Source organism: Streptacidiphilus fuscans (assembly GCF_015690355.1).
Lineage (GTDB): Bacteria > Actinomycetota > Actinomycetes > Streptomycetales > Streptomycetaceae > Streptacidiphilus > Streptacidiphilus fuscans.
This window is the reverse complement of the sequence record NZ_JADPRT010000018.1, coordinates 122753-135271: the sequence shown is the minus strand read 5'-3', so window position 1 is coordinate 135271 and position 12519 is coordinate 122753. Positions and strand designations below refer to the sequence as shown.

Sequence of the window (12519 nt, the reverse complement as noted above, 5' to 3'; positions counted from 1 at the left end):
AGAACGGAGCGCACGCCGATGACAGCTGACACTGGTGTGCGCGACACGGTGCGACTGGGGCTGATGGTCGGCGCCCTGGGCGTGGTGTTCGGTGACATCGGCACGAGCCCCATCTACACGATGGCGACGGTGTTCAACCCGAGCGACCCGCACCCGGTGCCGTTGAACACCTCCAACGTCTACGGCATCGTCTCGCTGATCTTCTGGTCCGTCATCATGGTCGTCTCCGTCACCTACGTGTCGCTCGCGATGCGCGCGGACAACCACGGTGAGGGCGGCATCATGGCCCTGATCACGCTGGTGCAGCAGAAGCTCTCCAAGCACGGCAGGCGGACGGCGGTGTGGCTGTCGGCGCTCGGCATCTTCGGGGCCGCCCTGTTCCTGGGCGACAGCATGATCACGCCGGCCATGTCGATGCTGTCCGCGGTCGAGGGTCTCAAGATCGTCGACCCGAGCCTGCACGACGCGGTCATCCCGATCACGACGGTCATCGCGGTGCTGCTCTTCCTGTCGCAGAAGCGCGGAACCGAGGCCGTGGGCAAGCTGTTCGGGCCGATCATGATCGTCTGGTTCGTCGCCATCGGCGCTCTCGGCATCTCCGGCATCTCGGACGAGCCGGCCATCCTGCGCGCGTTGTCGCCCACATACGCGCTCGGCTTCGTGTTCCACCACTTCAACATCGCCTTCTTCGCGCTCGCGGCGGTCGTGCTCGCCTTCACCGGTGCGGAGGCGCTCTACGCGGACATGGGTCACTTCGGCCGCCGCTCGATCAGCCGGTCCTGGACCTTCCTGGTATTGCCGGCCCTGACGCTGAGCTACTTCGGCCAGGGGGCCCTGATCCTCAAGGACCCGGCGAACGTCAGCGGCCCGTTCTTCCTGCTGGCGCCCGGCTGGGCGCGGGTCGGGCTCGTCGTGCTGGCCACGGTGGCGACCGTCATCGCCTCGCAGTCGGTCATCTCCGGCGCGTTCTCCGTCGCCTCCCAGGCCGCGCAGCTCGGCTACCTGCCGCGCCTGCGGATCGCGCACACGTCCGAGAAGACCATCGGGCAGATCTACGTCCCGTGGATCAACTGGCTGCTGATGGTCTCGGTGCTCGGCCTGATCTTCGCCTTCCAGTCCTCCGCGCGGCTCACCTACGCCTACGGGATGGCCGTCACCGCGACGATCACCATCTCCACCGTGCTCTTCCTCTACGTCGCCCGGCAGCGGTGGAAGGTCCCGCTGCCGTGGATCCTCGTCGGCGGCGTCGTCCTGCTGTCGGGCGACCTGATGTTCCTGGCCGCCAACCTGACCAAGATCACCCACGGTGCCTGGCTGCCGCTGCTGATCGGCCTGATCGCCTTCACGATCATGACCACCTGGCGCCGGGGCCGCGACATCGTCACGGAGAACCGCGAGCGGCTGGAGGGCCCGCTGCGCACCTTCGTCGACGACCTGGAGACCGACAAGCGGGTGCGGGTGGTGCCGGGCACCGCGATCTTCCTCAACCGCTCGTCCACGACCGTACCGCTGGCGCTGCGGGCCAACGTGGAACACAACCACGTGCGCCACGAGCACCTCGCGGTGGTGGCGATCAACACCGAGCCGATTCCCCGGATCGGCCCGGAGGACCGCATCGTCGTGGACAGCCTCGGCAGCGGCACGGACGGGATCATCCAGGTCACCGCGAGGTTCGGCTACATGGAGACGCCGAACGTCCCGGCCGCCCTGGCCCTCCTCAACGCGGAACAGACCGAGGGCCGCATCGACGTGGACACCTGCACCTACTTCCTCTCCAAGATCGAGCTGACGCCCGGCCCGGGGAAGACGATGCCGCAGTGGCAGAAACGCCTCTTCATCGCGACCTCGCACATCACCTCGGCCGCCGCCCCGTACTTCCAGCTCCCGCAGGACCGCACCGTGATCATGGGCTCGAACGTCGAGGTGTAGGTCGCGGCGTCAGCACTCCGGACTGCGCGCTTCGAGTGAAGACGGTCGCCGGTGCGGCGCAGTGAGCGGTTGCCGCCGCATCGGATCCCCATACTCGGCAGGGGGTCACGCCATGTGCGATCGCTTGAAGGAGCTGCCGACGTGTCCGAGCCCGTAGCACGATCCCAGGTCAGCGAGGTTCCAAGGACGCGCAGGGGCGTCCTCCTCGGCGGGGCGACCGTCCTCGCCTCCGCCCCGCTGTGGACCACGCTCCTCGCCCCCGACGCCGCCGCGGCTGTCCGACCCGCCTCGCCACTCGACGCGGCCGACGCCCCCGTCACCCCGGAGCTCACCCCGGAGCGCGTCCTCCACCTGCTCCAGGCGGGCAACCAGCGTTGGATCGCCGGACGGCTGCGGCACCCCCACCAGACCGTGGCGCGCCGTGAACAGGTCGCGGCCGGTCAGCATCCGCTCGCGACCGTCTTCTCGTGCATCGACTCACGCGTCCCCCCGGAGATCGTCTTCGACCGGGGCGTGGGTGACCTGTTCGTGGTGCGCACGGCCGCGCAGACCAACGACGGCCTGGTCCAAGGCGCGGTGGAGTACGGCGTGGAGGAGTCACTGACGCCGCTGCTCGTCGTCATGGGGCACCAGCGCTGCGGCGCGGTCACCTTCGCGGTGGAGACCCTCAACGCCGGACGTGAGGCCCCCGCCCACCTCAAGGACGTCGTGGACGCGCTGCGCCCGGCCTACGAGGCGGCCAAGGGCCTTCCGGGCGACCAGGTCGACAACACGATTCGCGCCCAGATCCGGCTGACCGTCTTCCAGTTGCAGCATGACGAGTTGCTCGAACCGTACGAGCGGGAAGGCCGCGCCCAGGTCGTCGGCGCCTACTACTCACTCGACAGCGGCGCGGTGGACTTCTGCGTCTGAGCCGCCTCCGACGCGGCTGTCCCGGTGCCGTGCACATGCCGTCGGCGTGATGCCTTTGTAGCCTGGAAGCAAGCCGGCGAGGAGGTGCGGTATGGCTACGCCTACGGTTCCCGCCATGGACATCACCCGGACGTCAGGGTCACGGGCACGCACGGTCAACGAGGCCGAGATACAGGCCTCGCTCGCGATGATGGAATCGTTGGACGCCAGGGCATGGTCGAAGCCGACCGCGTGCAGCGGCTGGACCGTCCGGGACATGGTCGCGCACGAGGTCGGCCAGTTCGAGGAACTGCCCAAGCCCTGGCTCATGATCACGCGAATCCGACGGGCTCGCCACAGGCATCCCCAGATGGGACCGCTCGACGGCCACAACGAGAGTCAGGTCGAGGAGCGCGGCGGAGCGTCCTCGGAGCGTCTGGTCGAGGAGTTCGGCCGCGTCGCGCCCAAGGGCGTCCGCTCGCTGTCCCGCGTACCGGCTCCGGTGCTGCGGCGGATCCGCACGAGCATGATCTTCCCAGAGGGCAAGGCGCTGCCGGAGGACTCCATGGAGTACCTGAACAGCGTTCTCATCGCCCGCGACACCTGGATGCACCGTATCGACATCAGCGATGCGACCGGTGCCGAGCTGACCCTGGACGCGCACGACAGCGAGATCATGGACCAGGTCCTGCTGGACCTGGCGCTCGGCTGGACCGGACCGCCGTGCCTGCTGGAGCTCTCGGGCCCGGCCGGTGGCCGCTTCCTGCTCGGCAGCGGTCCGCCCGTGGTCACGCTGCGGGCCGACGCGATCGACTTCGCCCGCCACCTCTCGGGTCGGCAGCCGCGGGGTGAGCTGACCTTCGAGGGCGACGCGGACGCCGCAGCCGCGCTCAACGCGGCCCGGGTCGTCTTCTGACCCTCGACCCCCGTCGCGGAGGCGTCGACGCCTCCGCGACTTCGTCATGCCCGAATACTGCCCGACCGATGTGCGGCTCCGTTGACGCGGTAGGCGGGCCCTTCCTAGACTCCACGCCGTTCGTTGCTGTTTGAACTTGCGCGCTCCTGTTGAACTTTTATCGGTTTCGACGGGATGACATCCGTGAAGGAGCAAGAGTGAGCAGATCGATGCGGGCCGTGGGACCGGCGCTGGCAGCCGGGTTGGCACTCGTCGCCGGGATGATCGTCTCCACCCCGACCGCCGCGCGGGCGGAGGACAACGGAGTCGGGCTCAAGCCCGCCATGGGATGGAGCAGTTGGAGCTACCTGCGCAGCCATCCGTCGGGGGGGGGGGGGGGGGGCCCCGGCCCCCCCCCCCCCGACCCCCTGGGTTGGGCGTTGTGGGCGCCCCCGCCCCCCCCCCCCCGGGGGGGGGGGGGGCCCCCCCCCCCCCGACGCGCTCAAGTCCGACGGGCTCGCCAACGTGGGCTACCAGTACGTCAATCTCGACGACTTCTACTACCAGTGCCCCGGCGGCCAGGGGCCCGCCGTCGACCAGTACGGCCGCTGGGTGACCGATCCGGGCAAGTTCCCGCCCTCCGGCTCGGAGGACGGGATCAAGGTCGTCGCGGACCATGTGCACGCGGACGGCCTGAAGTTCGGCCTGTACGTCACCCCCGGGATATCCCAGCAGGCCGTCGCCGAGAACACTCCGATCGAGGGCACCTCCTACCACGCCGACGACATCGCCGAGCCGAGCGTCTCGGAGGCCAACTACAACTGCGGCGGCATGGTCGGCATCGACTACAGCAAGCCCGGCGCGCAGGCGTTCATCGACTCCTGGGCCGACGAGATGGCCTCGTGGGGCGTGGACTACCTCAAGATCGACGGCGTCGGATCCTGGGACGTCCCGGACGTCGCCGCCTGGTCGAACGCGCTGCGGCAGACCGGGCGTCCCATCCACCTCGAACTCTCCAACGGCCTGGCCGTCTCCGACGCCTCCACCTGGGCGACGTACGCCAACGGCTGGCGGACCGGCGGTGACATCGAGTGCTACTGCGGCACCAACGGCAGCAGTTACCCGCTCACGTCCTGGAACAGCGTGGCCACCCGGTTCGATGAGGTCGCAGCGTGGCAACCGTACGGCGGCCCCGGAGCGTTCAACGACTACGACTCCATCGAGGTCGGCAACGGCAGCAACGACGGCCTCACGCCCGACGAGCGCCGAACCCAGCTGAGCCTGTGGGCGATGGCCGCCTCGCCGCTGCTTCTCGGCACCGACCTGACCCACCTCGACCCGACCGACCTGGGGTATCTCAAGAACACCGACGTGATCGCCGTCGACCAGGACGGCATCGACGCCAAGCGCATCGCCGACACGAGCACCTCACAGATCTTCACCAAGAAGGAAGCCGACGGGGACAGCGTCGTCGCGCTCTTCAACACGAGTGACCAGCCGCAGACCATCTCCACCTCCGCGTCCGCGATCGGGATGCCCACCGGCCCGGCCTACACGCTCGACGACCTGTGGGCGCATCAGACGACCGAGACCGCCGGCACCATCACCGCGCAGGTCCCGGCGCACGGCACCGCCCTGTACCGCGTCGGGATCGACCCGCGGTGGAACCTCTACCCGCCGTCGGTGAACGCCGGTATCCAGCTCGACCTGCCCTACCCGGGGGCCACCCCCGTCGTCACGGCGGGCGGGACGAACGCGGTGCAGACCTCGGTCACCAACACCGGCCGTGTTCCCGCTCGGGGCATCCAGGTGTCGCTCTCCGCGCCGGCAGGCTGGTCGGTCACGCCCGCCTCGGCGAGCAGCACGCCCGCTCTCGGCACGAACGCCACGTTCGACACCTCGTGGAAGATCTCGGTGCCGACGACAGCAGCACCAGGCTCCTACAGCCTGACCATGACCGAACGCCATGCAACCGGGTCATCCTCGGAGACGGTCGACGTCGTCGTGCCACCCGCCCCTCCGACCGGGACCGTCCAACTCGCCACCGTCCCTTGGCTCCAGGAGACCATCGGCTGGGGCACGCTGGAGAAGAACGAAAGCGTCGGCGGCAACCCGCTCACGATCGGCGGCGTCGCCTACCCCACGGGCATCGGGACCCACGCCGACAGTCTGCTGGAGTACTACATCGGCCAGAAGTGCTCGTCGGTCTCCACCACGGTCGGCGTCGACAGCGAAGTCGGCACCAACGGATCCGTCGACTTCCAGATCTGGGCCGACGGCAAGCAGGTCGCGGACAGCGGAGTGATGACCGGCGGCGAGCCGGGCAAGGCGTTGACCGCCAATGTCTCGGGCGCCCAGTACCTGCGACTGGTCGTCAACCACACGGGCGACACCATCAACTACGACCACTCCGACTGGGCCGACGCTCAGATCACCTGCGCCTCGTAGAGCGCGCGTCGCACGGCACGCCTCGCAGAACACGCCTCCCAGAACACGTCTCGCAAACCGGAGAACGCAATGATCCGTCAGAGCGCACCGACACCGCGCCGCCGCACCGCGGGGCAGGTGATCCGGCGGGCCGCGTTGGCCTGCGTCGCGGTCACGGCCTTCGCCCTCGCCAACGCCGCCCCCGCATCCGCAGCCGTCACCCCGGGCGGCATGGTCTCCGACAACTGGTCCTTCAGCGGGGCCCCGTCGGGCGGCCTGACCAAGCTGGCCTTCCCGATCACCGTGAACAGCCAGCCCGACGCCGCCGGTTACTACTGGGCCCAGCAGTTCTACCTCAACAACAACCAGGGCGGTTACGTCGGCCTCCAGCCGCGCGCCGGCGGCGGCGCGGCCCTGTTCAGCATCTTCGGCAGCGGCACCTCCTCCACCAGCCCGAACTGCCACTCCGGCGCCGACGGGGGCGCGGGCACCAGCTGCCTGATCAGCTACCCCTACACCGTCGGCGACGAGTACGAGCTCGAAGCCATCGTCACCGGCACGAACACCTACACCGGCTACGTCGTCGACGACTCGACGGACGTGTGGACCACCATCGGCAGCTGGACCGTCTCCGGCGGCGGCAACTTCCAGCCCTCCGGCGTCGGTTTCCAGGAGTACTACGACTCCACCTCCTCCTGCAGCGCCATCCCCTACGGCCAGGCGCACTTCTGGCGGCCCTTCACCAACAGCGGGCAGGGAACCGGCGCCATCACCAGCGGGGGCACCTACGGCACCTGCGCGGCCGAGGGGAGCTACAGCCTCGACGGCAGCGGCGGCATCACGATGACCGGGCAGTAATACGCGTCGGAAGGACTCGGGCTCCGGCTGCGAGCGGTGGGGGGGGGGGGGGGGGGGGGGGGGGGGGGGCCCCCCCCCCCCGCGCGCGCGCCCCGCGCCGCGGGGGGGGGGCCGCCGCGCGGCCGGCGCCCCCCCCCCCCCCCCCCCCCCCCCCCCCCCCCCCCCCCCCCCCCCCCCGCGCTGCGCGGTCAGCCCAGTCGGACGGTGACCTGCTGGGTGGATCCCGCCAGACCGGTCAGATCACCGAAGGTCAGCTGCAGTGCGCGACCCGCGCTCGGCCAGGCGAGCGAGGACGGCGACGCGATGACGCTGCGGACCGGCCGGGCCCAGGTGACCGTCAGACTTGTCGCCTGCCGGGTCTGGTCCGAGACGCAGAGCGTTGCGGTGCCGTCGCGGGCCGAGCCCGGAAGCGGGTGGGCACGTGGCTCAGCGCTGGAAGGCACCGAGGTCGGGGGAAGTGTCGGCGGGTACTGGGTGACCGCTGAAGTCCCGCCCGCCGTTGTCGGGGACGAGCGCACCCGCGCCCAGACGGTCCGCGACGCCGTGCAGACCCTGGAACCCACCGTCGCCAACCCCGACCAGGCCGACCTGTTGGACGTCCCCGTCTATGCGCCACTCCTGCAGACCCAGCGCACCACCCGCGACACCACCGGCCGCGTCGTCGAGTTCACCCGCTCCGTCTACCGAGGCGACCGCTACCGCATCACCTCCCACCTCCACTTCGACCACAACTCCGGCTGACGCGCATCGACATGGCATAGGGGCGGCCCGCATGGGAGGCAAGGTCGAGAGGCGGCATCAGCGCATCGTCGAGCTCGTGCACGAGCGCGGGAGTCTGCGGGTGACCGAACTGGCCGAAGTCCTGGGCGTCTCCTGCGAAACCGCGCGGCGTGACGTCAGTGCGCTCGCCGCCGTCGGGCGCGTCCGCCGCGTGCACGGCTCCGTCTCCCTGCCGCAGGCCCCGCCCAACGCCCGCGACGCGCGACTCCTGCGGCAGCTCCGCCCCCCGCTCACCTTCGGGATGGTCGTGCCCACAGCGGGCTACTTCTACCAGAGTGTGGTGCGCAGCGCCCGGCGCACCGCCCGGGCCGCCGGAGCGAGGCTGATCGTCGCGGTGAGCGAATACCGCAGCGCGCTGGACGCGTCGCAGATGGGCGACCTGCTCGCCGGCGGCGTCGACGGGCTGCTGCTCACCCCCACATGGGCCGACGAGGAGGTGAGCGAGGCCGATTGCACGCCGATCGCTGATGCCCACGTGCCTGTCGTCCTGGTGGAGCGGGAGATCCCGCTGGGGTTGCCCGGCGCCGGGCTCGACCGGATCGGCTCCGACCATGCCGCAGGCGGAGCACTGGCCGTCCGCCACCTCGCCGGGCTGGGGCATCAACGCATCGCCCTGTTCGGAGGCCCCACCGTCACCATGCCGCACCTGCGCCCCGGGTACCACGTTGCCATGCGCGCACGCGGCCTCGTCCCCATCGACCTGACCCGACACGGGGTGTCCGCCGCCGACGCCACCGAGACCGAGACCGAGACCGAACGTCTCTTCGATCTGATCCGGTGCGGTGACGTGACCGCGGTGATCGTGCACAACGACACCGAAGCGCTCACCGTCCAAGACCGCCTGCTCGAACGGGGCCTCCGCATCCCCCACGACCTCGCCATGATCAGCTACGACGACGAGGTGGCAAGGCTCGCGGACGTGCCGATCACCTCGGTTGCACCGGCCAAGGCCGAACTCGGCAAAGGGGCGGTGGAGTTGCTGCTGCGCCGGATCGCCGACCCCGACGCGCACGTTGTTCAGACCCGCGTCCTCCCGCGGCTACGGATCCGAGCGTCGTGCGGCGGCGTGCGTGCCGCCCATTGAGACCGACCCGACGACCCTGCTCCACATCGGCTCCGGCACCGGATCCCGGCGCCTCAGTCCGAGCTACTCCTGACCCCCAAGCCTCCTCCCACCCAACCGAGGTCCCCCATGGCCAACCGAACCAGCATCCACACCCTCACCGCCGCCGGTGTCGCTCTCGTCGTCGTGGAAAGCGACACCACCCTCCCCCGTGTCCTGCACTGGGGGCGCGATCTCGGCCTCACCGAGACCGACGCGGCACAGGCGTGCAAGGCTGCCGGGGCTGGTGCCCCCGCGGGCGCGCTGCCCTTGCTGCCCACGCAAGCTGACGACTGGTCGGGACGCCCTGCGGTCCTGGGCGAGCGCGCGGGGCAGTGGCCGCACCTGCGGCTGCGCCCGAGTCGGCCCGTCGTGCGTTCCGAGGACGCGGACGGCGCGACACGGCTGACCGTCGAAGCAGCCGACACGGACGCACGCATCACCGTCCGCACCGACCTCAGGCTGACCGCCCAGGGCGTGCTGGGCGTCACCCACACCGTCACCAACTCCGCCTCCAGCACCACCCCGTGGAACCTCCACACGCTCCGCAGCGTGCTGCCGGTGCCGGAGGAGGCCACCGAGCTCCTGGACCTGACGGGCCGTTGGGGGCTCGAACGCGTGCCGCAGCGCCACGCGTTCACGCACGGCATCCACGCCCGAGAGGGACGCACCGGCCGCCCCGGCCACGACGCGGCGACGCTGCTCGCGGCGGGCACGCCCGGGTTCGGCTTCGGGGACGGCGAGGTGTGGGCCGTTCACACCGCCTGGAGCGGCGACAGCGAGCACTACGCGGAGCGCTTCCCGGACTGCACCGGTCTGCTCGCCGGAGCCGAACTGCTCCACCCTGGCGAGATCAGCCTCGGTCCCGGGGAGTCCTACACCACCCCCGAGGTGTTCTTCGTCCACTCCACGCACGGTCTGGACGGGATCAGCGACCGCCTGCATCGGATGCTCCGCGCCCGCCCCCAACACCCGCGCGCACCACGGCCGGTGACGCTGAACACCTGGGAGGCCGTCTACTTCGACCACGACCTCGACCGCCTCAAGGCGCTGGCTGACCGCGCCGCCCAGGTCGGCGCCGAACGGTTCGTGCTGGACGACGGCTGGTTCCGAGGCCGCCGCCACGACCGTGCCGGGCTCGGGGACTGGTACGTCGACGACAAGGTCTGGCCGGACGGCCTGCACCCGCTCGTCGACCATGTCCGCGGCCTGGGCATGCAGTTCGGGCTCTGGGTCGAGCCGGAGATGGTCAACCCCGACTCCGACCTCGCCCGCGACCACCCCGACTGGCTGCTGGCCGCACCCGGCCGACTGCCGCACGAACGCCGCAACCAGCACGTCCTCGACCTCGCCCACCCCAAAGCCTCCGCCTACGTCCTGGCCCGCCTGGAGGCGCTGCTGGACGAGTACCCGATCCCCTACCTCAAGTGGGACCACAACCGGCCCCTGGTCGAGGCCGTCCACGAAGGCCGCGCCGGCGTGCACGCCCAGACGCGTGCCCTGTACGCGCTCGTCGACACGCTGAAGGCGCGTCACCCGGGGCTGGAGATCGAGTCCTGCGCATCCGGCGGCGGTCGCGTCGACCTCGGCATCCTCCAGCGCACGGACCGGGTCTGGGCCTCGGACACCAACGATCCGCTCGACCGCCAGCGGATCCAGCGCTGGACCACCCTGCTGCTGCCCCCGGAGCTGGTCGGCAGCCACGTCGGCCCGACCGAGACCCACGTCACCCACCGGGTCACCCGCCTCGCCTTCCGCTGCGCCACCGCCCTGTTCGCGCACGCGGGTCTGGAGTGGGACCTCACCACCTGCACCCCCGACGAGCTCGATGAGCTCAAGGCGTGGACCGACGCGTACAAGCGCCTGCGCCCGCTGATCCACTCCGGCACGGTGGTCCGCACCGACCTGCCCGACCCCACCGCCCTGCTCCACGGAGTCGTCGCACACGACATGCGCAGCGCGGTGTACTGCTACGCCCAGCTCGACAGCCCCGTGATGAACGCGGCCACCCGGGTCAAACTCCCGGGCCTGGACCCGCATACCCGCTACCGCGTCCGCCTCACCCCCGAACTCGCCCGCCTGCGTCCGATCCCCGAACCCCTCGGCACCACCGGCATCGAGGCCATCGGCGCAGTCCTGGCACACCTCGGCATCGGCCTGCACCGCCTCGCCCCCGCCGACGCCGTCGTGCTGGAGGTCGAAGAGGCTTGAGCGGCCGTACAGTTCGCCGGGCACCGGGGTACGACGACCGTCCGACGGTCCGTCATGCCGCGTTTCCCTGGGTCGATTCGGGAGTGAGGCTGAACCAGAGCCATTTGCCGGCATCGTCCGGCAGGTAGCCCCAGACGTCGGCGAGGGCGTCGATCAGGTGCAGGCCACGGCCGCTCTCGGCCCCGGGGTCGGCGTGGCCGCACGGGTCCGTCGCCGGGGTGGTGGTGCTGGTGTCGTGGACCGCGCACAGCAGCCGTCGATCCCCTGGTTCGTGGCGGAGCAGCACGTGGACCTGGACGGTGGCGGTGTGCTCGACCGCGTTCGCGACGGCTTCGGACACGAGCAACCGCCCGTCCTCGCAGCCCTCGGGGATCAGGGCGTCGAGCGCGCGCCGGGCGCGGCACGCGGCGAAAGGGGTGGCGGGCAGACACAGGTCGGCGGTCGAGGGCTGAGAGCTGGCGGGCACGGTGGGGCTTCCTTCGCGTCGTCGGGTGCTACGGGAGGTCAGTAGCCGGTCTTGGCGTAGGCGATCGCCTCGAAGGAGCCGTAGCGGTCGTTGGCGTAGCGGACTCCGGCGATCACCGAGTCGACGGGGTGAAGGATGTCCTTGTGGCCGGGGAGTGAGTAGGCGGCGAAGGTCGGCTTGATGGTCTGGATCAGGCCGTACGTGCCGCCGTAGGCGGCTTCGTTGGCGTCCCAGTGGTTCTCGGCCTTCGGGTTGCCGGACGACTCGGTCAGGGCGCGGGCCTTGATCGCTGCCGCGGAGGGGACCTTGTCCCCGTGGGCGGAGAGGATGTCGCGGGCTTCGGCGATCCAGCCGTCGAGGTTGTTGCCACAGCTCTTCGCGGCTGCCTGGACCACGGCTGCGGGCTTCGCCGGGGCGGCTTTGACCGGTGCCGCGTTGGCGGGGGCGGCTTTGGCGGGGGCGGCCTTCGCCGGAGCGGGTGTGGTGGGCACGGGCTCCGTCGGCTGCGGCCCGGTCGGGGCGGGGGTCGCCGGGGAGCCGACGTGGAGGGTCGGGCCCGGCTGGGCGGAACCGCCGTGGGCCAGTGCGGCGGTGCTCAAGCCGGCCACGACGACGGTGGTGCCGAGGCCTGCGTACAGCGCGAGGCGGGCCTGGCGGCGGTTGATACGGGTCGTCCAGGTGCGGGGCAGCATAAAGGGGGTCCTCAAGCTCGGGGGCAAGGTCAGCACGTCCGCCTTCGCGCGCCGGGTACGGCTTGGGCGCGCGGGCGGAGTGGCGGGCCACCGGCGGACGCACGCGAAGCGGTCCGGCCACGGGGCGGCAAGGGCACGATGCCGGGCCTCGATGGGCGAGCGGGTTGCGGCGAAGCGCAGTACCCGCAGGCGGGACGGCGGCGTTGCCGTCCGTTCGTGCCCTCGCATCAAGTCTTCCGAGCCCGAATGCCCGGTTCGTGCGCCTTTC

Annotated in this window: 11 protein-coding genes; 8 read left to right on the top strand and 3 right to left on the bottom strand. The window is 70.9% G+C overall.

Translation table 11 applies throughout. From position 1 onward, the window contains the following. The first annotated feature begins 18 nt into the window (after nucleotides 1–18). The 5 genes from I2501_RS32700 (at nucleotide 19) to I2501_RS32680 (ending at nucleotide 7000) form a co-directional block, all read left to right on the top strand. Nucleotides 19–1929, top strand: a complete 1911-nt coding sequence (locus I2501_RS32700) for a potassium transporter Kup (protein ID WP_196197941.1) — start codon at nucleotides 19–21, stop codon at nucleotides 1927–1929. 141 nt (nucleotides 1930–2070) lie between these two features. Further along, nucleotides 2071–2841 (top strand): carbonic anhydrase, encoded by a 771-nt coding sequence (locus I2501_RS32695; protein WP_196197940.1) that lies wholly within the window; start codon nucleotides 2071–2073, stop codon nucleotides 2839–2841. 91 nt (nucleotides 2842–2932) lie between these two features. Beyond that, on the top strand, nucleotides 2933–3736 hold the full coding sequence (locus tag I2501_RS32690; RefSeq protein ID WP_196197939.1) for a maleylpyruvate isomerase family mycothiol-dependent enzyme: 804 nt from the start codon (nucleotides 2933–2935) through the stop codon (nucleotides 3734–3736). 504 nt (nucleotides 3737–4240) lie between these two features. Then, a complete protein-coding gene (locus I2501_RS32685) occupies nucleotides 4241–6163 on the top strand; it encodes an NPCBM/NEW2 domain-containing protein (protein WP_196197938.1) in 1923 nt (640 codons plus the stop codon). Nucleotides 6164–6232: 69 nt separating this feature from the next. Continuing rightward, nucleotides 6233–7000: a DUF3472 domain-containing protein gene (locus I2501_RS32680; RefSeq protein ID WP_196197937.1), complete on the top strand. Its 768-nt coding sequence runs from the start codon at nucleotides 6233–6235 to the stop codon at nucleotides 6998–7000. Nucleotides 7001–7188: 188 nt separating this feature from the next. On the opposite strand, the gene I2501_RS40830 is transcribed toward I2501_RS32680, so the two are convergent. Beyond that, the gene (locus I2501_RS40830; RefSeq protein ID WP_215910200.1) at nucleotides 7189–7443 is read right to left on the bottom strand and encodes a hypothetical protein; all 255 of its coding nucleotides are present in this window, start codon (nucleotides 7441–7443) and stop codon (nucleotides 7189–7191) included. A gap of 31 nt (nucleotides 7444–7474) precedes the next feature. Between I2501_RS40830 and I2501_RS40825 the strand changes: the two genes are divergently transcribed. The 3 genes from I2501_RS40825 to I2501_RS32665 all read left to right on the top strand — a co-directional run bounded on the left by I2501_RS40825 (nucleotide 7475) and on the right by I2501_RS32665 (nucleotide 11093). After that, nucleotides 7475–7741, top strand: coding sequence for a UTRA domain-containing protein (locus I2501_RS40825; protein WP_215910199.1), 267 nt, complete (start codon nucleotides 7475–7477; stop codon nucleotides 7739–7741). A 31-nt stretch (nucleotides 7742–7772) separates the two neighbouring features. Further along, nucleotides 7773–8864 (top strand): substrate-binding domain-containing protein, encoded by a 1092-nt coding sequence (locus tag I2501_RS32670; protein ID WP_196197936.1) that lies wholly within the window; start codon nucleotides 7773–7775, stop codon nucleotides 8862–8864. Nucleotides 8865–8972: 108 nt separating this feature from the next. Next, on the top strand, nucleotides 8973–11093 hold the full coding sequence (locus I2501_RS32665) for an alpha-galactosidase (RefSeq protein WP_196197935.1): 2121 nt from the start codon (nucleotides 8973–8975) through the stop codon (nucleotides 11091–11093). 52 nt (nucleotides 11094–11145) lie between these two features. On the opposite strand, the gene I2501_RS32660 is transcribed toward I2501_RS32665, so the two are convergent. Together I2501_RS32660 and I2501_RS32655 are read right to left on the bottom strand one after the other, a co-directional pair. Beyond that, complete coding sequence (locus I2501_RS32660) at nucleotides 11146–11559, bottom strand: ATP-binding protein (RefSeq protein ID WP_196197934.1); 414 nt, start codon at nucleotides 11557–11559, stop codon at nucleotides 11146–11148. Between the two features lie 38 nt (nucleotides 11560–11597). Next, nucleotides 11598–12251: a transglycosylase SLT domain-containing protein gene (locus I2501_RS32655; protein WP_196197933.1), complete on the bottom strand. Its 654-nt coding sequence runs from the start codon at nucleotides 12249–12251 to the stop codon at nucleotides 11598–11600. Nucleotides 12252–12519: the final 268 nt, after the last annotated feature.